Annotated in this window: 18 protein-coding genes; 15 read left to right on the forward strand and 3 right to left on the reverse strand. The window is 63.3% G+C overall.

The window, feature by feature from the left end; all coding sequences use genetic code 11:
• The first annotated feature begins 2 nt into the window (after positions 1-2).
• The 4 genes from OC537_RS00565 (at position 3) to OC537_RS00580 (ending at position 5114) form a co-directional block, all read left to right on the forward strand.
• Positions 3-1046 (forward strand): ABC transporter permease, encoded by a 1044-nt coding sequence (locus OC537_RS00565; protein ID WP_162520032.1) that lies wholly within the window; start codon positions 3-5, stop codon positions 1044-1046.
• Between the two features lie 82 nt (positions 1047-1128).
• On the forward strand, positions 1129-2946 hold the full coding sequence (locus tag OC537_RS00570) for an extracellular solute-binding protein (RefSeq protein ID WP_262108419.1): 1818 nt from the start codon (positions 1129-1131) through the stop codon (positions 2944-2946).
• Between the two features lie 13 nt (positions 2947-2959).
• A complete protein-coding gene (locus tag OC537_RS00575) occupies positions 2960-4018 on the forward strand; it encodes an ABC transporter ATP-binding protein (RefSeq protein WP_262108421.1) in 1059 nt (352 codons plus the stop codon).
• A gap of 94 nt (positions 4019-4112) precedes the next feature.
• Positions 4113-5114: an ABC transporter ATP-binding protein gene (locus OC537_RS00580; protein ID WP_262108423.1), complete on the forward strand. Its 1002-nt coding sequence runs from the start codon at positions 4113-4115 to the stop codon at positions 5112-5114.
• A gap of 615 nt (positions 5115-5729) precedes the next feature.
• Here OC537_RS00580 and OC537_RS00585 read toward each other — a convergent pair.
• A complete protein-coding gene (locus OC537_RS00585) occupies positions 5730-7181 on the reverse strand; it encodes an aminoacyl-histidine dipeptidase (protein WP_171275569.1) in 1452 nt (483 codons plus the stop codon).
• A gap of 937 nt (positions 7182-8118) precedes the next feature.
• Here OC537_RS00585 and gpt point away from each other — a divergent pair.
• From gpt to OC537_RS00615, 6 genes are all read left to right on the forward strand, one after another.
• Positions 8119-8586: a xanthine phosphoribosyltransferase gene (gene gpt / locus OC537_RS00590; RefSeq protein WP_025325960.1), complete on the forward strand. Its 468-nt coding sequence runs from the start codon at positions 8119-8121 to the stop codon at positions 8584-8586.
• A 173-nt stretch (positions 8587-8759) separates the two neighbouring features.
• Positions 8760-10028, forward strand: a complete 1269-nt coding sequence (gene frsA, locus OC537_RS00595) for an esterase FrsA (protein WP_163137402.1) — start codon at positions 8760-8762, stop codon at positions 10026-10028.
• A gap of 62 nt (positions 10029-10090) precedes the next feature.
• Positions 10091-10483: a sigma factor-binding protein Crl gene (gene crl / locus OC537_RS00600; RefSeq protein ID WP_106887691.1), complete on the forward strand. Its 393-nt coding sequence runs from the start codon at positions 10091-10093 to the stop codon at positions 10481-10483.
• Positions 10484-10615: 132 nt separating this feature from the next.
• Positions 10616-11719, forward strand: a complete 1104-nt coding sequence (proB, locus tag OC537_RS00605) for a glutamate 5-kinase (RefSeq protein ID WP_106887690.1) — start codon at positions 10616-10618, stop codon at positions 11717-11719.
• Positions 11720-11837: 118 nt separating this feature from the next.
• Positions 11838-13091, forward strand: a complete 1254-nt coding sequence (locus OC537_RS00610; protein ID WP_163147057.1) for a glutamate-5-semialdehyde dehydrogenase — start codon at positions 11838-11840, stop codon at positions 13089-13091.
• Between the two features lie 150 nt (positions 13092-13241).
• Entirely contained in the window at positions 13242-13877 is a 636-nt protein-coding gene (locus tag OC537_RS00615) for a murein L,D-transpeptidase catalytic domain family protein (RefSeq protein WP_025325965.1), read from the forward strand.
• A gap of 56 nt (positions 13878-13933) precedes the next feature.
• Here the strand turns inward: OC537_RS00615 and OC537_RS00620 are convergent, their stop codons facing one another.
• The gene (locus tag OC537_RS00620) at positions 13934-14365 is read right to left on the reverse strand and encodes a universal stress protein (protein ID WP_139744017.1); all 432 of its coding nucleotides are present in this window, start codon (positions 14363-14365) and stop codon (positions 13934-13936) included.
• Positions 14366-14560: 195 nt separating this feature from the next.
• Between OC537_RS00620 and OC537_RS00625 the strand changes: the two genes are divergently transcribed.
• A complete protein-coding gene (locus OC537_RS00625) occupies positions 14561-15313 on the forward strand; it encodes a hypothetical protein (RefSeq protein ID WP_262108442.1) in 753 nt (250 codons plus the stop codon).
• Positions 15314-15345: 32 nt separating this feature from the next.
• Here OC537_RS00625 and OC537_RS00630 read toward each other — a convergent pair whose 3' ends face one another.
• The gene (locus OC537_RS00630; protein ID WP_025325969.1) at positions 15346-15849 is read right to left on the reverse strand and encodes an RNA methyltransferase; all 504 of its coding nucleotides are present in this window, start codon (positions 15847-15849) and stop codon (positions 15346-15348) included.
• 313 nt (positions 15850-16162) lie between these two features.
• Here OC537_RS00630 and OC537_RS00635 point away from each other — a divergent pair, with 313 nt between their 5' ends.
• The 4 genes from OC537_RS00635 to OC537_RS00650 all read left to right on the forward strand — a co-directional run bounded on the left by OC537_RS00635 (position 16163) and on the right by OC537_RS00650 (position 21927).
• The gene (locus OC537_RS00635; RefSeq protein ID WP_262108445.1) at positions 16163-18787 is read left to right on the forward strand and encodes a nitrate reductase; all 2625 of its coding nucleotides are present in this window, start codon (positions 16163-16165) and stop codon (positions 18785-18787) included.
• Positions 18788-18816: 29 nt separating this feature from the next.
• Complete coding sequence (cobA, locus tag OC537_RS00640) at positions 18817-19575, forward strand: uroporphyrinogen-III C-methyltransferase (RefSeq protein WP_262108447.1); 759 nt, start codon at positions 18817-18819, stop codon at positions 19573-19575.
• Between the two features lie 125 nt (positions 19576-19700).
• On the forward strand, positions 19701-20282 hold the full coding sequence (locus OC537_RS00645) for an ANTAR domain-containing response regulator (RefSeq protein ID WP_262108449.1): 582 nt from the start codon (positions 19701-19703) through the stop codon (positions 20280-20282).
• Positions 20283-20571: 289 nt separating this feature from the next.
• On the forward strand, positions 20572-21927 hold the full coding sequence (locus OC537_RS00650) for a CmpA/NrtA family ABC transporter substrate-binding protein (RefSeq protein WP_262108451.1): 1356 nt from the start codon (positions 20572-20574) through the stop codon (positions 21925-21927).

The following is a 21927-nucleotide window of genomic DNA, read 5'->3' on the forward strand; positions in this document are numbered from 1 at the left end:
GCATGAACCTAAACCCGGTCACCCTGAAAAAACTCAAGCGCTTCAAGTCGATCAAGCGCGGTTACTACTCCTTTGTCATCTTCTCGGCCCTGGTGGTCATCTCCCTGCTGGCGGAGCTCCTGGTCAACAGCCGGGCGCTGGCGGTGAGCTATCAGGGAGAGCTCTACTTTCCCACCTATGGCGACGTGATCCCGGGCCAGCAGTTCGGGCTCGATTACGAGTACGAGACCAACTACCGCCAGCTCAAGGGCAAATTTGCACAGGAAGAGAAGGGGGACTGGGTGCTGCTGCCCCTGGTGCCCTGGAACCCCTACGAGCAGGACTTCAAGGAGGAGGCCTACCCACCCTATGCTCCCAGCCTCACGGAGCGCCACTTCCTCGGCACCGACACCAGCGGTCGCGACGTGCTGGCGCGCCTGGTCTACGGCTTTCGCATCGCCATCGGCTTTGCCTTCATCACCCTGGTGGCGAGCTATGTCATCGGGGTCAGCATCGGCTGCATGATGGGCTTCCTCGGCGGGCGCTTTGACCTTGTGTTGCAGCGCTTTATCGAGATCTGGTCCCAGGTGCCCTTCCTCTACGTCATCATGATACTGGTGTCACTGGCCAAGCCGAACTTCGGCCTCTTCGTGGGGATCAACGTGCTGTTCGGCTGGATGGGGATCACCTGGTACATGCGCACCCTCACCTACAAGGAGCGGGCGCGGGACTATGTGATGGCGGCGCGGGCGCAGGGGGCGAGCACCAAACGGATCATCTTCAACCACATACTGCCCAACACCCTGATGATGATAGTCACCCTGGCCCCCTTCGCCGTGGTGGGGAACATCTCCACCCTGACGGCGCTGGACTACCTGGGTTTCGGCCTGGCCCCGCCGACCCCGAGCTGGGGGGAGCTGCTCTCGCAAGGGATCAACAACCTGGATGCGATCTGGATCGTCAGCTCTGTGGTGGCGGCGGTGAGCCTGGTGCTGATCATGGTCTCCTTCATCGGCGAAGCGATCCGCGAGGCGTTCGATCCGCGCAAATTTACCCGTTATCAGTGACCCGGGGCGCGCCTCAGGGCCCTGGGTATCCAACCCTTAATTGAGACGCCCCCGGTGCAGGGGCATGACATGGAAGTCAAACATGAACAATAAAATCAAATGGATAGGTGCTCTCTTCGTGCTGGTGAACGGATCCTGGGTGTGGGCCGCCAGCCTGCCCGCGGATCTCAAGTGGGAGACCAACGACACAGACCCCGTGTTTGCCTCTCCCAAGGCACTGCCCGGTGGCACCCTCAACCTCTTCATCGACAGCTTTCCGCTGACGTTTCGCACCGTGGGGCCTGACTCCAACGGTTCGTTCCGCTCCTTCATCCTGGACAACCAGCTGAGGCTTATCAGTTTCCACCCCAATACCGGCAATCCCATCCCCTCGCTGGCGAGCGCCTGGGCCATAGCACCGGACAGCCAGACCGTCTACTTCAAGCTGGATCCCCGCGCCAAATGGTCTGACGGCAAGCCCGTCACCGCCGACGACTACACCTTCGGCTACGAGATGATGCGCTCCAAGGACATCAAGGGCCCCTGGTTCAACAACTACTACACCACGGAGGTGGTGGCGGTGGAGAAGATTGACGATCACACCATCCTGGTGAAGGCGGGCAGCCGCAAGGCCAGGCTGGATCTCCTCAACACCACGGAGCTGTGGCCCCAGCCGAAGCACTACTACAAGATGGGCCCGAACTGGGTGAAGCAGTACAACTGGGCTGTGGTGCCGACCACGGGCCCCTATGTGATGAGCGAGGTGAAGAAGGGCAAGTCCATCACCTTCAGCAAGCAGAAGGATTGGTGGGCCCAGCAGGATCGCTACAACCAGCACAGATTCAACCTTGATCGCATCAAGGTGCAGGTGATCCGGGATCACAACATAGCGTTTCGCCACTTCCTCAAGGGAGAGATAGACACCTTCGAGATGATACTGCCCAACTGGTGGCATGAAAAAGCCGTGACGCCGGAATACAAGAAGGGCTATGTGCAGAAGGTGATGGCCATGACCGACACCAAGCAGGGGGGGCAGGGGGTGCACCTCAATGTGGCCAACCCCAAGCTGGCGGACGTGAATGTGCGCCTCGGCATTCAGCACGCCATGAACCTGGACAAGATGATAGCGACAGTGCTGCACGGCGACTATGACAGGGCCACCACCTTCGGTTCGGGCTTTGGCGAATTCACCGACATCAAACTGCCGGAGCGGGCCTATGACATCACCAAGGCTCGGGAGTACTTCGCCAAGGGCGGCTACAACAAGCCGGGGCCGGACGGCATCCTGCAAAATGACAAGGGGGAGCGGCTGACCCTGGCCCTCACCTACACCAGCCAGGAGCACTCCAAGCGGCTGACCGTACTCAAGGAAGAGGCCAAGAAGGCGGGCCTGGATCTGGAGCTCAACCTGGTGGATGGGGCCACCGGCTTCAAGGTGATGCTGGAGAAGAAACACGAGGCGGCCTGGCTCGGCTGGGGTGGCGGCGGTCTCTATCCGCAATATTGGGAGTCGTTCCACTCGGCCAACGCCAACAAGCCCCAGACCAACAACCTGTTCAACGTGGCCGACAAGGCGCTGGACGCCCTGATCGACGCCTACAACGTCGAGTTCGATATGACCAAGCGGGCCGAGATCTCCCGCCAGATCCAGCAGCGCATCTATGACCTCGCCATCTTCGTGCCCGGGGTGCAGCTCAACTATGTGCGGGCCAGCAGCTGGCGCCACGTGATGCTGCCGGAGGTGCCCGCCACCCGCAACACCCCGGATCTGCTCTACTGGCCCATGGATGGCTACCCCCACAGCAGTGGCGGCCTGCTCTGGCTCGATCCCAAGGTGCAGGAAGAGACCCGGAAGGCCAAGGAAGCGGGTGAGTCGCTCTCTCCCATCACCCTGATCGACAAGACCTATGCGCATCATTGAGAAGGGGGAGGCGATGGCAGAGACACAGGCCCCCATCCTCGACGTCCGAGACAATGGGGGGACGTTTACCGCTGATAACGGTCAGGGCAGGGTCCCCATCCTGGAGGTGCGGGATCTCGAGGTGGAGTTCAGCGTCGACGACGGCAAGATCAAGGTGCTCGACGGGGTCAGCTTCCAGGTCGCCCCGGGTCAGACCATAGGTATCGTCGGCGAATCCGGCTGCGGCAAGAGCGTCACCTCGCTGGCCATCATGGGGCTGCTGCCCAGGCCCCACGGTCAGGTGGTGGCGGGCTCCATCCGCTTTCAGGGGGAGGAGCTGCTGTCGCTGCCGCCGGATCAGATGTACAAGGTGCGCGGCAACCGCATTTCCATGATCTTCCAGGAGCCGATGACGGCGCTCAATCCGGTGCAAACGGTCGGGACTCAGCTGATGGAGGTGTTCAGCCTGCACAGGCCCGATTTCAGCAAGGCGCAGCGCCGGGAGGCCGCCATTGCCATGCTGCAGAAGGTGGGGATCCCGGAGCCGGCCCAGCGCTTCGCCGTCTATCCCCACAACCTCTCCGGCGGCATGCGCCAGAGGGTGATGATCGCCATGGCGCTCGCCTGCGAGCCGGATTTGCTCATCTGCGACGAGCCGACCACTGCGCTGGATGTGACCATCCAGGCCCAGATACTGGATCTGATGAAGGCGCTGCAGGCCCAGACCGGCATGGCCATCATCTTCATCACCCACGATCTCGGGGTGGTGGCGGAGCTGTGCGACGAGGTGGTGGTGATGTATGCGGGTCGCGCTGTGGAGCGGGCCGACATCTTCGAGCTGTTTGACCACCCGCGCCATCCCTATACTCATGGTCTGATGGCCTCGATCCCGCGCCTCGAAGACGTGCCCAAGAGCCTGCTCAAGACCATCAAGGGCCAGGTGCCCGCCCTGCACGAGATGCCGGCGGGCTGCCGCTTCTCCAACCGTTGTCCCCACGCCACCGAGATCTGCGTGGGCACCATACCGGTGACCGAGCAGCTGAGCGAGCGCCACGCTGTGGCCTGCCACCACTGGAAGGAGTTGAGCATATGAGCATCTTGTTGTCGGTACGGGAGTTGAAGCAGCACCTCAGCAATCGGGAAGGGGCTATGTCGGCTCTTTACCTGGATGGACAGGAGCGGCGGCGATGAGCACCTTGTTGTCGGTCAGAGACTTGAAGCAGCACTTCAAGATGGGTGGCGGCTTTTTGCGCAAGCCCTACACCGTCTATGCGGTGGATGGCATCAGCTTCGATCTCAAGCAGGGGGAGACGCTGGGGCTGGTGGGGGAGTCCGGCTGCGGCAAGTCCACCCTGGGGCGCTCCCTGCTCAAGCTGTTTGAACCCACGGCGGGGCAGATAAGCTTCGAGGGGCGCGACATCACCCGGTTGTCACCCGGGGAGATGCGATCCCTGCGCCAGGAGATGCAGATAGTCTTTCAGGATCCTGCAGAATCCCTCAACGGTCGCCACACCGTGGGCCAGATCCTGGAAGAGCCCTTCATCATCCACGGTAAAGGCAACACGGCGCTGCGACGCAGCTGGGTACTGGAGCTGCTGGACAAGGTGGGACTGCCCAAGAGTGCGGTGGATCGCTATCCTCACGAGTTTTCCGGCGGCCAGCGCCAGCGCATCGGCATAGCCCGCGCCATCGCCCTCAAGCCCAAACTGCTGGTGTGCGACGAGGCGGTGTCGGCGCTGGACGTCTCGGTGCAGTCCCAGATAGTGAACCTGCTGCTCACCCTGCAGCGGGAGATGAATCTGGCCATCATCTTCATCGCCCACGATCTCTCTGTGGTCAAACACATCTCGGACAGGATTGCGGTCATGTACTTGGGAAGGATCGTCGAGCTGGCCGAGGCCCAGCAACTCTACCTGAGCCCGCGCCACCCCTATACCCAGGCGCTCATCTCGGCGATCCCGGTGCCGGATCCCCGCAGGCGCAACCAGCGGATCCTGCTGACCGGGGACGTTCCCTCGCCCATCTCGCCCCCGAGCGGCTGCCATTTCCATCAGCGCTGCCCCTATGCCACAGAGCTGTGCCGCAGCACCTCGCCGAGTCTGGAGCCCTGTGGCACAGAGGCCCATCAGGTGGCCTGCCACTTCCCCTTGTCCGTGGTGGAGGCGGCGCCGCTGGGAAAGGCGGTCTGATGCCGGCGTCCGCTTCGCCAGGGCCGGTATCGCAGCAGGGTGGCGTCGGGGACGAGCAATAAAAAAATGGGGCCTGTGGGCCCCATCTTCATGGTTGGAGTTCAGGTTTGGCCGTGGAACATCTGGCCCGGGCAGGACAGCGCCCCGAGGGGGTGGCTGTGGTGTGAATTGTTGAATTGTTTTGTAGTTTTATTACGTCGTAATTTTCAACTTCCGGACGGGCGACATCAGGCACCATAGCGGAAGTAGTAGTTGCGAGTCGAAGGCGCATAAGTGTCTTTCTCTTGTGTGCCTTTCTTGCTGGATGCACCTTTCAGGTGGAACAGCACTGCCAGGTTCTCAAACATGGTCTTACCTCTTCGCTCTGTTGATTATTGTTTCCTGTGACCTTGGTCACAATTTGATGCTAGAGGCTTTTGTGATCTCGATCAACTTATTGTGTTGTAAATTTACATAAATCATGGAAAAGGTTTTCAAATCCAGGGTTGCTTATGGATACGATTTCAAGGGGGATCGGCAGGGGCAGTGAAGGGGTCAACGCAGAGAAAGGAGGGGCACAGTCCCAATGACATGCCCCGCACTGGGCGGGGCATGGAGTGGCTCGGGAGGCCGTGCTTACTTGGCCGGGATCTGTTCCAGCACGTGGACCAGCAGTTGCCAGAAGCGCTCGACCGCCGGGATATGAACCCGCTCGTCCGGTGAGTGGGCACCGCGAATGGTCGGGCCGAAGGAGACCATGTCCCAATCCGGGTAGGCGCTCTTGAACAGACCGCACTCGAGACCGGCGTGGATCACCATGACGTTCGGCATCTCGCCGAACAGGGTCTGGTAGCTGTTGCGTACCAGGGCCATGACGGGGGAGTCCACGTTCGGTGCCCAGCCAGGGTAGGCGCCGGTGAATTCGCAGCTGGCGCCCGCCAGGCTGAACAGGGAGCGAGTCATCTGCTCGACGCTCTCGCGACCCGAGTCGATGAGGGAGCGGATCAGGCACTGCACATAGACCTCACCCTCGAGGGTCTTGATGACGCCGAGGTTGGTGGAGGTCTCGGTGACGCCAGGGATGGCATCGCTCATGCGGATGACACCGTTGGGGCAGGCCATCAGGGCATCCAGCAGGCGGGTCTGGAGGGATTCGCTCATCAGCTTGGCGGGCATGTCCCGGCCGCTCAGCAGCACGGTCAGGTTCGCCTCGGTGGCGGCCAGCTCGCTCTGATAGATGCCGGCGTAGCGGTCAACCAGGGCTTTGAACTCGCTGACGCTGGCAGTGGGCACCAGCAGGGTGGCGCGGGCTTCGCGGGGGATGGCGTTGCGCAGGGTACCGCCGCTTATCTCGGCCAGACGCACCCCCAGCGGCTCGGCGGCCTTGAGCAGGCGCACCAGCAGCTTGTTGGCGTTGCCACGACCGCGGTGAATGTCGACCCCGGAGTGACCGCCACGCAGCCCCTTCACCTGCAGCTCGAAACCTTCACCCTGGGTGGCGGCAACCTGCTCCAGCGGGAAGCGGATATTGGCATCCACCCCGCCGGCGCAGCCCATGTAGACTTCGCCATCCTCTTCGGAGTCGGTGTTGAGCAGGATCTCGCCCTCCAGCCAACCCGCTTCCAGGCCGAAGGCGCCTGTCATGCCGGTCTCTTCGTCCGTGGTCAGCAGCACTTCCAGCGGACCGTGCTTGATGGTTTTGTCGGCCAGCACGGCCAGACAGCCTGCCATGCCCATGCCGTTGTCGGCCCCCAGGGTGGTGCCACGGGCGGTGACCCATTCACCGTCGATGTAGGCATCGATGGGATCCTGGGTGAAGTCGTGCCGGGTGTCGGCATTGGCCTGGGGCACCATGTCGATGTGGGCCTGCAGCACCACGGCCTTGCGGTTTTCCATGCCCGGGGTGGCCGGCTTCTTGATGATGATGTTGCCCACGGCGTCTTGCTTGACCGCCAGGCCTTCCCCCTGGGCCCACTGCACTATCCAGGCGCTCAACTTGGCCTCGTGCTTGGAGGGGTGGGGAATGGAGCAGATCTGCTCGAAGAATTGCCAAATCAATTTGGGAGACAGAGAACTAAGCTGTGCCACGTCGGGACTCCTTACCAGCACGGAAATGGACAGGGCCCAGTGGGCCGCAGAAGAGGGTAACGATAATACAGTCAATCACACAAAAATGTGAGCGATCTGCGCAAATTGCGGTCTGCTTGTGCTGATAAAGGGAGCCTGAATGGCGAACATGACTGCCTCGCCCATGGTTATCAGCAGAAGATGAAATTCGTGACGCGCATCACAAAAATATTGTCTTTTCGCCGCCGGGTGGTAAATTAGCCGCCGTGGGTCAACCACTTGTCAGGATGACAATGAATGCCTCCAGGGAACCGAAGCAAAGCAAGTGCGCCTCCACGGAACCGAGTGTCTGTTCAAGGATCTGAACCCGCATTAAAGGTACGTAACTTGTTAAGCAATCAGGAGTTCATTATGTCAGGCAGCAATTCAACCTATTGGTTTGCCCAGTCTCTCTATACCCAGGGTTTCAACTATCCGAACCCCTACGCCGGTCGTCGTTAAGACGGGCAGTCAGCCGGGCTGACAGAGAAAGCAGAAAAGCAGCAGGTGTGTGAGGGTTCCATCCTCCCCCTGCTATTTTTTTACCCGAAATTCGAGGTTTGCTCTTCGAATGAGCACCCTATTGATGAGGACTGAGCCCAGAGGGGAGGCCAAACGGGCAGGAGATGGCCGACTTTTCCTGTTTTTCGCATACGTTTGCCAGTCATTTTATCTGCAAAGGGTGCTATCATACCGGCCCAACAGCTGGCCTGAGGTCTGGGTCTAGATCGAGATGGCCGCCAGCCATGCCCGTCCTGCTTTCAATGCATCTGCTTTTTGCTGCCGAGGGTTCATCCCTGAGGCCGCAAAAGTGCAAGCAAAATTCAGGAAACGGGGGCCAGAATTTACCGGATCCCGTGTGTCTGCCGGGACCCTTACGTCTTAGTGATTGCCTTTATAACTCGTTGAGATCGATAGCATGCCAAAAAAGTTCTATGTATCGTGGGATAACCTGCAACGTGAAGCGCGCCGTCTGGCCCGTCGTCAACTGCCCGTCAGCCAGTGGAAAGGGATCATCGCGGTCAGCCGTGGTGGCCTGGTGCCTGCTGCCCTGATGGCCCGTGAACTTGGCATTCGCAACGTCGAAACCCTCTGCATCTCCAGCTATGACCACAACAGCCAGCGTGAGCTGGTGGTCGTCAAGGCCGCCACCACAGCCGGTGACGGTGAAGGCTGGCTGGTAGTGGAAGATCTGGTGGACACAGGAACTACCGCCAAGGCGATCCGCGAGCTCTATCCCAAGGCCAAGTTCATCGCCATCTTCGCCAAGCCCATGGGCGAGCAATTGCTGGATGACTTCGAGGTCGCCATCCCGCAGGACACCTGGATTGAGCAGCCCTGGGACATGGCGCTGGAGTTTGCCAACCCGATCTGCGACGAAGAGTAATCGCCCCCTGCCTTGGCGCCCCGCCCCTGACTTTAGTGGGGGAGGTTTGCTCGCGCTGATGGCAAGACGGTTTCATAGGGCCCCTGTTTGGGGCCTTATGCGTTTATGATGTGGCTGCCCGCGGTGAAAAGTGGTTAAGATGGACCATTGTTTGAGACAGAAGAGTCACCATCTTGGAACCAAACGACGATACCAACCTGACGGAAAAGCTGTTCACCCGGGTCAAACAGGTATTGGAAACCTCCGAAATATCCAACTCCAGCCCGGTCGATGAGCAGGACAGCTCCTTGGCCGAGAGCTTCATCGACGGCGCCCTGTCGCCCCATTGGTACCGCCTGCTGCGCCGGCCGACCTGGGCCTGGCAGGGGGCGGATCCGGTGGAAGTGGAGCAGACTCTTGCCCGCATCGCCATGGGTCAGGGGGAGCGCAGCCACGAGCGCTATCTGGATACCATCAAAGGCTATGTGCCCGGCAACTGGGTCTATGAGTGGAGCCAGCTGGCTGGCCGCTATTTCAATGCCGGGCGCGAGCTGGTCAGCCAGGGCGACAGCGCCGGGGCGTTGAAGAATCTGCTCAAGGCGGTGCGCTACTACTCCATCGCGAGCTATCCCCATCTCAAGAATGACGAGCTGGCGGATCAGGCCCAGCTGCTCTGCAACATGGCCTACCGCGAGGCAGGCAGATTGTTCAAGGTGCCCCTCAAGGAGCTGCAGGTCCCGTTCCGGGGCAAGACCATTCAAGGCTATCTGCACCTGCCCACCACCGACAGGCCTGTGCCTCTGGTCATCGTCAGCGGTGGCATAGACGCCCTCCAGGTCGACTTCCTCAACTTCTACTTCAAGTGCCTCGAGCCCCACGGCATCGGCATGCTGTCGCTGGACATGCCGGGAACCGGCTATGCGGAGCACTGGCCGCTGGTGCAGGACACCAGTCGCCTGCACCAGGCGGTGCTCAACCACCTCTCCGAGGTGGCCTGGGTCGATCATCAGCGCATCGCCATGGTGGGGTTCCGCCTCGCCGGCAATGTGGCGGCGCGCCTCGCCTTCATCGAGCCCTTCAAGCTCAGGACTGTGGTCTGCATCGGGGCCGGCATCAATCAGGTGTTTACCAATCAGGAGATGTTTGCCCGCTGTCCGCGCATGATGCGGGACGGGCTGGCGAACCGCCTGGGGGCCGATGCCGCCCAGTGGGATCTGCTGCGCACCAAGTGCCAGGTCTTTTCCCTCAAGACCCAGGGGTTGCTGGGGAGCCGCACCTCTGTGCCCATCCTGAGCATTGGCCACAAGCGTGACTTCATTTGTCCCGAGCAGGATGTCCGGGCCCTGGCCTCCGCCAGCCGCAATGGCAAGGCGGTGGTGTTCGACAAACAGCCTCTGCTGGAGGTGTATGACGAGGCGCTCAAAGAGACGGTAGATTGGCTAAAGAAACACTTATGTACATGATATAGAACTAAAAATGTAACATCATCATGTGATGGTATGGCTTGTTCAACAGGGAGGTTAGCATGTCAGAAAGAGTGACCTACAAGCGATTGCTGAGGCAATTCGCGGCCATTGGCCCCTATCTGCGCGAGGATCTGTGCGAAGAGGGACGCTACCGCTTCGACTGCCTTTCCGTATGCGTCAGCGCCAAACCGGCGCCGGACAAGCGGGAGTTCTGGGGCTGGTGGCTGGTGCTGGAGCAGGAGGACCACAGCTTCAGCTATCACTATCAGGTCGGCTTCTACAATGCGGACGGGGAGTGGATCAACAAGCCGCTGCCCAAGAAGCATCAGGCAGAGGTCGAGCGTACCCTCAACCACTTCTACAAACTCATCAGCGCCAAGCTGACCCTGCTGGAGTGCACCTTGTCTCCCGCCAAGCAGGTCACCGCCGAGCTGAACGTGACGGCGGCCTGATCCCCCCGGGCCCTGCGGTCATATCCGCGGGGCCTCCTTCTTTGCCATGACAGCTGTGAGGCTTAATTGCCTTGCAGGGTAACAGGGCCGTGGGTATAAAGGGATTCCTTACTTTTCTAACCCTTTGTTCCCATGGAAAACAGAACCATAGTCGTCAAATTGGGCACCAGCGTGCTCACCGGGGGATCTGCCCGTCTCAACCGTGCCCACATGGTGGAGCTGGTCAGGCAATGTGCCGCCCTGCATCGACACGGACATCGTGTCGTTCTGGTGACCTCCGGCGCCATCGCCGCCGGACGTGAGCACCTGGGGCACCCTCCGCTGGCGCCGACCCTGCCCAACAAGCAGATGCTGGCGGCGGTGGGCCAGACCCAGCTCATCCGGGTATGGCAGGACCTGTTCAACCTCTACGGGCTGCACATCGGCCAGATGTTGCTGACCCGCGCCGATCTGGAGGACAGGGAGCGTTACCTCAATGCCCGCGACACCCTGCGCACCCTGCTCGATCATCGCATCATCCCCGTCATCAACGAGAACGACGCCGTGGCCACCGCCGAGATCAAGGTGGGGGACAACGACAACCTCTCCGCCCGCGCCGCCATCCTGGCGGATGCGGATCTGCTGATCCTGCTCACCGACCAGAAGGGGCTCTTTACCGCGGATCCCCGCACCAACCCGGATGCCCAACTCATCGAAGAGGTGCAGACCATAGACGACACCCTGCGCTCCCTCGCCGGTGACAGCGTCAGCGGCCTCGGGACCGGCGGCATGGCCACCAAGCTGCAGGCCGCCGACGTGGCACGCCGCGCCGGGGTCAACGTGGTGATCGCCACCGGCCAGATCCCGGAAGTGATAGGTCGCCTCGCCGCTGGCGAGCGGGTGGGTACCCTGTTCCCGGCGCTGGCATCGCCGCTGGAAGGGCGCAAGAGCTGGATCCTGGCAGGGCCGCCCCCCCATGGGGAAGTCCAGGTGGATCAGGGGGCCGTGGCCGCCATGCAGGAGAAGGGCTCCAGCCTGCTGCCCAAGGGCATAGTCGCGGTCAAGGGAGACTTCGTCCGTGGCGACGTGGTGCGGATCCTGGGCCCTCAGGGGAGCGAGCTGGCCCGCGGCATCTGCCGTTACGATCATCTGGAGCTTGAGAAGCTGCGGGGCCTACACTCGGATCAGATAGAGGCCGTGCTGGGTTACGGCTATGGCGCCGTTGCCATCCACAGAGACGATATGGTGCTGCTGTGAGCAGTCGGCCCCGATAAACCCTGCCGCTACGGCTACGGCTATGGGATCATGGGCCATCCACAGAGACGATATGGTGCTGCTATGAGCGACACCTATGAAAGAGAAAAAGGATGATGTTATGAGTCTGGAGAAAATGGGGCAGGCGGCCCGCGAGGCCGCCTATCAGCTGGCGACCATCAGCACGGCGCAGAAAAACCGGGCGCTGGCCGCCATCGCCGATGAACTGGAGGCGCACAGTGCGCAGATCCTGGCTGCCAACGAGAAGGATATAGCGGCTGGCCGCGACGCCGGCTTGTCGGAAGCCATGCTGGATCGCCTGCTGCTCAACCCCGCCCGCCTCGCCGGTATAGTGGCGGACGTGCGCAAGGTGATCTCCCTGGATGATCCGGTCGGCGCCGAAATCGACAGCCGGGTGCTGGAGAATGGCCTGCGCCTCTCCCGCCGCCGGGTGCCCATCGGCGTCATAGGCGTCATCTACGAGGCGCGCCCCAACGTCACCATCGATATCGCCAGCCTCTGCCTCAAGACCGGCAACGCCAGCATCTTGCGCGGTGGCCGCGAGACCTTCCACTCCAATCTGGAGCTGGTGCGGGTGATCCAGCGTGCGCTGGCCGCCTCCGGTCTGCCGGCCGAGGCTGTCCAGTACATCGACAATCCGGACCGGGCCCTGGTGGGCGAGCTGTTGCGCCTCGACCGCTATGTGGACATGATCATCCCCCGTGGCGGTGCCGGGCTGCACAAGATGTGCAAGGAGAACAGCTCCATCCCCGTCATCATCGGCGGCTTTGGCATCAGCCACATCTTCGTGGACGAGAGTGCCGATCTGGAGCGTTCCCTGGCGGTCATCGACAACGCCAAGGTGCAGCGCCCCTCCGCCTGCAACGCCCTCGATACCTTGCTGGTCCACGAGCAGATCGCCGCCCGCTTCCTGCCGCAGTTGGTCTCCCTGATGAACGAGCGCAAGGTGACCCTGGTAGGCGCCGCCAACGCCATGCCACTGCTGGCCGGGGCCGACAACCTGTGCGAAGCGGGAGCGGAAGATTTCGACACCGAATGGCTGGGGCTGACCCTGGGGGTCAAGCTGGTGGCTGACGTCAACGAGGCGCTGGCCCACATGCGCGAGCACAACGCCGGCCACTCAGATGCCATCCTGACCAACGATCTGGCCAATGCGGAGCGCTTCGTCAACGGCGCCGGCTCGGCGGCTGTCTACGTCAACGCCTCCACCCGCTTCACCGACGGCGGCCAGTTTGGCCTGGGGGCGGAAGTCGCTGTCTCGACCCAGATGCTGCACGCCCGGGGCCCCATGGGGCTGACCGAGCTGACCAGCTATAAGTGGGTCGGTCAGGCGGACTATCTGATCCGTGCCTGAGCAAGGTCGTCAGCATATTGACGTCAATGCCGACTCAGGTCGGCATTTTTGTGGTTTTTTATTGCGCACTATCAGTGGCTTGCATATAACTATCCAGCGAGACATGGCGTCATTCAGAGCGCCAGTTCAGGAAGGGGAGCGACTTCAAGGATGAAGCGACAGTATTGGATGTCGCGGCTGGCCAGCCTCTGGCTGGGGTTGCCGCTGCTGCTGGGGGCGCTCTGCTTCAGCAGCCAGGGCCACGCCAGCTGGGATCAGGATCTCTATCGCCAGCTGGGTCTGGCGGGCAAGCTGGACAAGCAGGTATTCCGCAAGGCCCTGCAGGGCTATCAAGATGTGCGCCACAAGCGCAAACCCATACTCACCATCATCGACTACAGCAAACCCTCGACCATGCGCCGCCTCTTCGTCATCGACGTGAAGCGTCACAAGCTGCTCTACCACACCTGGGTCAGCCACGGTCGCAATTCGGGGGAGCTGGCCGCGCGCCAGTTCTCCAACCAGCTCAACTCCCGCCAGAGCTCCCTCGGGGTCTATCGCACCGCCGAGACCTATCAGGGCAAGCACGGCTACTCACTGCGCCTGGACGGCCTGAGCCCCGGCAAGAACAGCAATGCCCGCAAGCGCGCCATAGTGGTGCACGGGGCTGACTATGCGAGCCCTAGACACCTGCAAAAATATGACAAGCTGGGCCGCAGCTGGGGTTGCCCGGCCCTGCCGCGAGAGCAGTCCAGGGCCATCATAGACACCATCAAGGGGGGCAGCGTCATCTATGCCCACGGTTGAGGGGGCATAGAGAGCAAAAAGGCCAGCATATGCTGGCCTTAGGTCGGGGGTTGGGGTTACTTGCGCACCACCAGCACGGGGCAGGGGGCGTGGCGTACCACGGATTCCGCCACGCTGCCCACCAGCAGGTGGCTGATGCCGGAGCGACCGTGGCTGCCCATGACCAGCAGATCCACCTTGTCTTCCTTCGCCTGGATCACTATCTCGTCGGCGGCGCGGCCAAAGCGCACCTCGAACTTGGCCGGGATGGGCAGGGTGGCGACCAGCTCCTTGAGCTGGCTCTTGGCCTGACGCTCCATCTCATGGGTGATCTCGATGGCGGTCATGTGCAGGATCTTGTAGCTGTCGAAACCGTGCAGCTGATCCACCACGTGGACCAGCTTGAGCTCGGCCTGATGGCTCTGGGCCATGAAGACGGCGTAGTCGAGCACGGCCTTGGACATCTCGGAAAAATCGACGGGACAGAGCAGGGATTTGATGGTTGGCATGAGAAGGCTCCCCTTGGTTAGGTCACTAATGAATCTTATGATCCATGATACCGATCGAGGGGGCAATAACCCTCGACTCGCTCGCAAAATCGGGAAAAATGTAACCAGGCAGGCTGGCTTTCTATGCTATCAGTATGCCTGAACGGGCCGTCTGGCGGTGAGTGCCTGCCGACTGTCATACCACCGAGGAAACCCATGGTTCGTCTTTTTCTGTTCTGCTGCCTGCTGCTCATCTGGCCCGTGCGGGCCGATACCCTGGATGTCTATTGCGATGACTGGCCCGGCTTCTGCCAGAAGGATGGCGAAGGTGTCTATCTGGACATAGTGCGTGCCATCTACGAGCCCGAGGGTTATGTGGTGCGCCCGCACCTGGTCCCTTACAAGCGGGCGCTGGCGGTGGTGTCGCAGAAGGGGGGGGACATGGCGATGGGGGTCTATCGGGGAGAGGTGAAGGGTGCCCATCAGCCCGATTACCCCGACTCGGCCGATCACGTGAGCGTGGTGATGCAGCGTCGCTGGTTGCCGCACTGGGACGGCGAACACAGCCTGAAGGCGCAGGAAGTGCTCTGGCTGCGGGGCTGGGCCTTCGACAAGTTCATCCCAGTGCCGATGCGCTGGCACGAGATAGACAGCCATGAGATGGCGCTGCAATTGCTGCTCAAGGGGCGCTACCGATACTACCTGACCGACGGCGCCCTCTACCCCAAGGAGGCCCTTCCGCCCGAGCTGGCGCAGGTGTTCCTGCGCTGGATCCCGACCTACCCCATCTTTGCCGACAACGAGAAGGGCAGGCAGTTGCATGGGCTCTGGGATCCCGGCATGCGTACCCTGATAAGGGAGGGGACACTGGCACGGATCTATCGGGAAAACCGGCTCTACGACGACTATCTGGACTTTATCAGGGAGCAGGAGGCGAGGGTGCGCAGGGAGGCGTCATCACAGGATTGAGGCGGCCTGCTGTCCGGCCACCAGGCTCACCTTCAGCCCTCAGCCCTTAACTTCTTGGCCAGCCGATCATAGAGGATCACATTGACCGAGGCGGCCAGGTTCATGCAACCCTGAGTCGGCACGTAGACAACCTCCTTCACCGCCGCGAAACGGGCGGGCTCCAGGGTGCCATCCTCAGGGCCGAAGATGTAGAAGGCCCGCTCGGGGTGCTCGTAGTCAGGCAGCGAGGTGGCACCCTCGATGAGATCCACCAGCACAGGGGTGCAGCCCTCGGGGACGAAGGCCAGCAGATCCTCGACCCCGAGCAGGGGGATCTTCTCCACCATTTGCTTGGTGTCGGTGGCAAAACGCCGCGCCAGCTCGAAGCGTTGACCCGTGTAGTAGACCTCTTCTGCTCCGTAGCAGCCGGCGGCCCGCATCACGGCCCCCACGTTCTCCGGTGACTTGGGGTTGACCAGCCCGATGGCGCAATACTCGGGGGCCGCATCCGGCCGCGCATCGACCCGCTCTGCGGCGCCGTAACCTGACTCTTTCATCTCGTTCTCCTCTGTGGCGGCGCATTATACCCCCGGTGGGCCCCTTGCCCAGCCTGTGGTGCCGACTCCCGCCCGGCGGGCCCAACAAGGGAGCAGTTGCACCGCTCTGGCGCAGCCCTTCACCCGGATACCCAGTGGCGACGCACCTTGCATCCTGGCGCGGGCTTTGCAGTCACTTCCCCATACAAGATGATCGAGGCATCCGGACAACGGCGTCCGTCCCCGCAGGGGGGCGGACGCTTTTTTATGGGTCCGTCATCAAACAGGACAAGGAGGCGGCCCCCGGGGGCCGCCGGCGACAAGGAGCGAGGGAATGAAGACCACCTGTGCCTATTGTGGAGTGGGGTGTGGCATCCGGCTCAGCCGGGAGGGGGAGAGCTGGCAGTTGCAGGGAGATGAAGAGCATCCGGCCAACGGCGGCGCTCTGTGCGTCAAGGGGGCCAGCCTGCTGGAGAGCCTGGCCTTCCCCGACCGCCTACTCTATCCGCGCTGGATGGGGCAGCGCATCGGCTGGGAAGAGGCTTTGGATACCCTGGCGGATCGCCTTGCCGCCATCCTGACGGAGTCTGGGCCGCAAGCCATCGGCATCTACCTGTCGGGCCAGCTCACCACAGAGGATTACTACGTCGCCAACAAGCTGATGAAGGGGTATCTGGGTAGCGCCAACGTGGACACCAACTCCCGGCTCTGCATGTCGTCGGCTGTGGTGGCCCATCAGCGGGCCTTCGGGGAGGATCTGGTGCCCGCCTGCTACGAGGATCTGGAGCTGGCGGATCTGGTGGTGCTGACCGGTGCCAATACCGCCTGGACCCACCCCGTGCTGTTTCGCCGCCTGCAGCAGGCGCGGGCGCGGCGCCCCGAGCTCAGGCTGGTGGTACTGGATCCCCGCCGCACCATGACGGCGGAGCAGGGGGATCTGCATCTGGCCCTCAAGCCCGGCAGCGATGTGGCGCTGTGGAACGGCCTGTGCCGTTATCTGCTCGACAGCGACGGCTGGGACAAGGCCTATGTGGCGCAGCATGTGAGCGGCTTCGAGGCGCTGGCGGCGGCGCTGGACGATCCGGCCTGGCAACTGGACGAGGTGGCCCGCAGCTGTGGTCTATCCCGCAGCGATCTGCTCGGTTTCTACCAGCTGTTTGCCCGCACCCCCAGGACTGTCACCCTGTTCTGCCAGGGAATAAACCAGTCCAACCAGGGGGTGGACAAGGCCAACGCCATCATCAACGCCCACTTGCTGTGCGGCCGCATCGGCAAGCCGGGGGCGGCCCCCTTCTCCATGACGGGGCAACCCAACGCCATGGGGGGGCGCGAGGTAGGGGGACTTGCGACCCAGCTCGCCGCCCACATGGGCTTTGGCGAGGAGGAGTGCGATAGGGTGCAGCGCTTCTGGGGAAGCCCGACCATGGTGCGCGGGCCGGGGCACAAGGCGGTGGCCTTGTTCGAGGCGGTGCACAGGGGGGAGATCCGCGCCCTCTGGGTGCTCGGCACCAACCCGGCTGTCTCCCTGCCGGACGGCAACCGGGTGCGCGAAGCCCTGAGCCGCTGCGAGCTGCTGGTGGTCTCCGAGGTGACGGCCAATACCGACACGGCGCGCCTCGCCCACCTGCTGCTGCCCGCCGCCGCCTGGGGGGAGAAGAGCGGAACCGTCACCAACTCCGAGCGCACCATCAGCCGCCAGCGCGCCTTCCTGCCCCTGCCGGGGGAGGCAAGGCCCGACTGGTGGGCCCTGACCCAGCTCGCCCGCCGGCTCGGCTTTGGCGAGGGGTTCGCCTATGGGCACGAGCACGAGATCTTCTGTGAACACGCCGCCCTCTCCGGCTTCGAGAACGAAGGGGCCCGCCAGTTCGACATCTCGGGGCTGGCGGATCTTAGCCGCGCCGAGTTCGAGGCGCTCGCCCCCCTGAGCTGGCCCGTCAACGGCGACTGGCCAAAGGGGCGAGCCCGATTGTTCGAGGACGGGCGCTTCGCCACCCCGGATGGCCGGGCCCGCCTGCTGCCCCTGGCCCAGCACTTCCCCCCCCAGCCGAAGGCCGCCCCCCAAGGGGAGGATCTCTCCCTGCTCCTCAACAGCGGGCGGCTGCGGGATCAGTGGCACACCATGACCCGCACAGGTCACGTGCCCAGGTTGCAGGAGGCCGAGCCCTGGCCCAGGGTGCGGGTGGGGGCCGCCAGCCTGCTGGCGCTCGGCGCCAGGGAGGGGGATCTGGTGCGCCTCTACAACGAGCTCGGGGAGGCCCTGCTGCTGGTCGGGCTGGACGAGGGGCTCAGGGAGGGGGAGGCCTTCCTGCCCATGCACTGGACCGACAGTCAGTGCAGCCAGGGGGCGGTCAACCGCCTCATCGCCGCCGTGGTGGATCCCCTCTCGGGCCAGCCCATGTTCAAGCAGGGGCGGGTGCAGGCCAGGGCGCAGGCCACCCGCTGGCAGGGGCTCTGGTGCGGTCGCCATGACTGGCGCGAGCCGGTGGACTGGTGGGCCAGGCGCCCCCTGCCCGAGGGCAACTGCACCCTGCTGGCCTCATGGTCCGACAGCACCCAGGGGCTGTGGCAGCGGCTGGGGGCAGAGGGGCACTGGCTGCGGCTCCCCCTGAAAGAGGGCTGGCTCGCCCTGACCCTGGCCGGAGATCGCATCGAGGGCATCTTGCTGGTGGGGGAGCGGCGCCCTGACATCAAGGTTGACCTGCTGGCCAGCCTGCTCGGCACGCCGCTGCAGGCGGGGGCCCTGAGCCAGACCCTGAGCCTGGCCCTGGCCGGGGAGAGCCGGCTGGTCTGCTCCTGTCTGCGGGTGTCGGAGCAGCGCATCGTCGATGCCATCACCCGGCAGGGGGTGAGCGAGCTGGCGGGGTTGCAGGCCCTGCTCGGCTGCGGCAGCAACTGCGGTACCTGCCTGCCCGAGATCGACAAGCTGTTGATCAAGCATGTTTTTATCGCCCAGGCCTGAGGCCTGGGCAGCAACACAAGGAGTGTGTGATGAGCCAAATCAGTCTGGTAGGAGCGGGCCCCGGCCCCCTCGAATTGTTGACCCTACGCGCCCTGCACCGCATAGAGGCGGCTGAGGTGGTGGTCTATGACCGTCTGGTGGGGAGCGAGATCCTGGCCCGCATTCCCCAGGGGGCGGCCCGCTTCGACGTGGGCAAGCGCTGCGGCGAGCCGAGCCCCACTCAGGAGGAGATCAACGCCCTGCTGCTGGCCCTGGCTCGTACCGGCAAGCGGGTGGTGCGCCTCAAGGGGGGGGATCCCCTGGTGTTCGGCCGGGGTGGGGAAGAGGCGCTGCACCTGGCCCGCCACGGCATAGAGGCCGAGCTGGTGCCCGGTATCACGGCGGCCCTGGGCTGCGCCGCCAGCACCCTGATCCCCCTGACCCACAGGGGGCTGGCGCGCTCCCTGACCCTGGTGACTGGCCACCTGATGGACGAAGGGGACTATAGGGGCTGGCAGGGGCTGACCCGGGCCGGCCACACCCTGGTGTTCTACATGGGGCTGGAGCGGGCGGCCCAGATCCGGCAGGGACTGCTGGCGGCGGGGGCATCCGGGGATCTGCCGGTGGCGCTGGTGGTAGCCGGGTGCAGTGCGCGCCAGCAGGTCCATCAGGCCCGGCTGGAGGGACTGGAGCAGGCCGCCCTGGCCCTGCTCGGCCAGAGCCCTGTGCTGATGATCATGGGGGAGGTGGTGAATCTGGGCGCCGAGCTGCAGGCCCTGCTGAATCAGACCATGGAGCGGGTGGCCTGAGCCGGGGTTTCCCCTCTACCCCCACTACCTCTGGATAGATAAAAAGGAGGTAGATTCAAATAGTTGGCCTTCATGTTGCGGCATGTTCAGCAGACACGTTGCGATAGCCGTTGGCAAGGAGCGCCATGACTACTCTTCCCCGGGGCCAGGATGGCCCCCCCTCCCGCCTGCTGATCCACGCCGATGATCCGGGTCAGGCCAATCGCCTGGCCCTGCTGGTGAGCCACTACGGCCATCAGCCCAGGATACTCGACACTCGTCAGTTGCTGACCCCGATGGATCAGGGGGACGCCCTGCTGGTCAGTTGCCGCCAGTTCGGTGCCGAGGTGCGCCTCGGCCTCTCCCTCTGGCCCGGCTTGCCGCGCCTGCTGTTCTGCGAGCGGCTGGGGGGCGACACTCAGCTCGCCCTGTTGCAGCAGGGGGTGCTGCTGGTGCCCCACCCTTGTGGCGAGCGGGAGCCGGTGGAGCAGTGGTTGCGCCTCGCCCGCAGCCAGCTGGCCATGGTGCAGACCCTGATGCAGACCGAGAGCGAGCTGCGCCAGAAGCTGGAGGAGCGGCGGCTCATCGAGCAGGCCAAGGGGCGCCTGATGCGCCATCAGGGGCTGGACGAGGAGCAGGCCTACCGCCTGATGCGCAGCACCGCCATGAGCCGGCACCTGAGCCTGGGGGAGCTGGCGCGGCAACTGCTGCAGGCATTGCCCGCCTGAGCGCCCCGCTGGCAAACCGTTTTGGTGCAATTGCGCCTAATTGAGGCAAACGAGGGGAGAAACAGGGAGGAAAGAGGCGGGATAGGGCCAGTTTCTATGGATTAGCCAATTTGGCACGGAAAGTGAATTAGTCAACATACAAGGAGTGATGGTGCCCATGGGCCCGTCACTCGCAACAGGGCAAAGAGGCCTCACCGATCCCGGATCGGTGAGGTTTTTTTTTGGTCGCAACTCTGCAACGGCGCAGGGGAACGGCTGCCCATGACTGTGATGTGAGCGAGGAAGGCGAATGAACAAGAGACAAGGATGTACGGGCTTGCTGCTGGCGACGCTGTCGCTGCCGGTACTGGCGCTGGGGGCTCCGGAGCAGGAGGAGCTGAGGCTCGGCTTCATCAAGCTGACCGACATGGCGCCGCTGGCGGTGGCCTACGAGCGGGGCTACTTCGAGGACGAGGGGCTCTATGTGACCCTGGAGGCTCAGGCGAACTGGAAGATCTTGCTGGATCGGGTGATAGACGGCGAGCTGGACGGCGCCCAGATGCTGGCGGGCCAGCCCCTGGCGGCCCACATCGGCATCGGCACCCAGGCCGAGCTGGTGACGGCTTTTGCCATGGATCTCAACGGCAACGCCATCACGGTGGCGAACAGCGTCTGGGCCGCCATGGCGCCCCAGCTGCCCAAGGCGAAGGCGGGCCAGGTGCCGCCCCCTGTGAGCGCCGCGGCCCTCAAGCCCGTGGTGGCCGAGTACCGTCAGGGGGGCAAGCCCTTCAACATGGGGATGGTGTTCCCCGTCTCCCCCCACAACTACGAGCTCAGGTACTGGCTGGCGGCGGGCGGCCTGCATCCCGGCTTCTATGCGCCCAAGCTGGGCGACAATTCCGGCCAGCGTCAGGCTGACGTGCTGCTGTCGGTGACGCCGCCACCCCAGATGCCCGCCACCCTGGAGGCGGGCACCATAGCCGGCTACAGCGTGGGGGAGCCCTGGAACCAGCAGGCGGTCGCCAGGGGCATAGGGGTGCCCGTCATCACCGACCTTGAGATCTGGCGCAACAACCCGGAGAAGGTGTTCGGCGTCACCCGGCAGTGGGCAGAGCGCCACCCCAACACCCATGTCCGGCTGGTGAAGGCGCTGCTGCGGGCGGCCTGGTGGCTGGATGCGGAGCAAAACGGCAACAGGCGCGAGGCGGCCAAGCTGCTGGCCAAACCCGAGTACGTGGGGGCCGACGAGCAGGTGATTGCGAACTCAATGACCGGCACCTTCGAGTACGCCAAGGGGGACAAGCGTCAGCTGCCGGACTTCAACGTCTTCTTCCGCCACCACGCTACCTACCCCTACTACTCAGACGCCATCTGGTATCTGACCCAGATGCGGCGCTGGGGTCAGATCCCCGAGGCCAAGCCGGACGCCTGGTTCGAGCAGGTGGCCAAGGCCGTCTACCAGCCGGGCGTCTATCGCCAGGCCGCCGAGGCACTGATCGCCGAGGGCAAGCTCAAGGCGCAGGACTTCCCGGACTTTGCCAGCGAGCAGGGCTATCGCGGCCCCCAGGATGGCTTTATCGACGGCTTGCTCTACGACGGCCGCCACCCCAACGCCTATCTGCAGCAGTTTGCCATCGGCCTCAAGGGCGATGAGCGAGTGCAATGA

The sequence above is a fragment of the Aeromonas sp. Marseille-Q5825 genome, from assembly GCF_946892685.1.
In the GTDB taxonomy this organism is placed as follows: Bacteria; Pseudomonadota; Gammaproteobacteria; order Enterobacterales; family Aeromonadaceae; genus Aeromonas; species Aeromonas rivipollensis.

Coding starts and splice junctions, on each gene's coding strand:
- OC537_RS00565 (WP_162520032.1), top strand. CDS start 3: ATGAACCTAAACCCGGTCACCCTGAAAAAACTCAAGCGCTTCAAGTCG.
- OC537_RS00570 (WP_262108419.1), top strand. CDS start 1,129: ATGAACAATAAAATCAAATGGATAGGTGCTCTCTTCGTGCTGGTGAAC.
- OC537_RS00575 (WP_262108421.1), top strand. CDS start 2,960: ATGGCAGAGACACAGGCCCCCATCCTCGACGTCCGAGACAATGGGGGG.
- OC537_RS00580 (WP_262108423.1), top strand. CDS start 4,113: ATGAGCACCTTGTTGTCGGTCAGAGACTTGAAGCAGCACTTCAAGATG.
- gpt (WP_025325960.1), top strand. CDS start 8,119: ATGCCAAAAAAGTTCTATGTATCGTGGGATAACCTGCAACGTGAAGCG.
- crl (WP_106887691.1), top strand. CDS start 10,091: ATGTCAGAAAGAGTGACCTACAAGCGATTGCTGAGGCAATTCGCGGCC.
- proB (WP_106887690.1), top strand. CDS start 10,616: ATGGAAAACAGAACCATAGTCGTCAAATTGGGCACCAGCGTGCTCACC.
- OC537_RS00610 (WP_163147057.1), top strand. CDS start 11,838: ATGAGTCTGGAGAAAATGGGGCAGGCGGCCCGCGAGGCCGCCTATCAG.
- OC537_RS00615 (WP_025325965.1), top strand. CDS start 13,242: ATGAAGCGACAGTATTGGATGTCGCGGCTGGCCAGCCTCTGGCTGGGG.
- OC537_RS00620 (WP_139744017.1), bottom strand. CDS start 14,365: ATGCCAACCATCAAATCCCTGCTCTGTCCCGTCGATTTTTCCGAGATG.
- OC537_RS00625 (WP_262108442.1), top strand. CDS start 14,561: ATGGTTCGTCTTTTTCTGTTCTGCTGCCTGCTGCTCATCTGGCCCGTG.
- OC537_RS00630 (WP_025325969.1), bottom strand. CDS start 15,849: ATGAAAGAGTCAGGTTACGGCGCCGCAGAGCGGGTCGATGCGCGGCCG.
- OC537_RS00635 (WP_262108445.1), top strand. CDS start 16,163: ATGAAGACCACCTGTGCCTATTGTGGAGTGGGGTGTGGCATCCGGCTC.
- cobA (WP_262108447.1), top strand. CDS start 18,817: ATGAGCCAAATCAGTCTGGTAGGAGCGGGCCCCGGCCCCCTCGAATTG.
- OC537_RS00645 (WP_262108449.1), top strand. CDS start 19,701: ATGACTACTCTTCCCCGGGGCCAGGATGGCCCCCCCTCCCGCCTGCTG.
- OC537_RS00650 (WP_262108451.1), top strand. CDS start 20,572: ATGAACAAGAGACAAGGATGTACGGGCTTGCTGCTGGCGACGCTGTCG.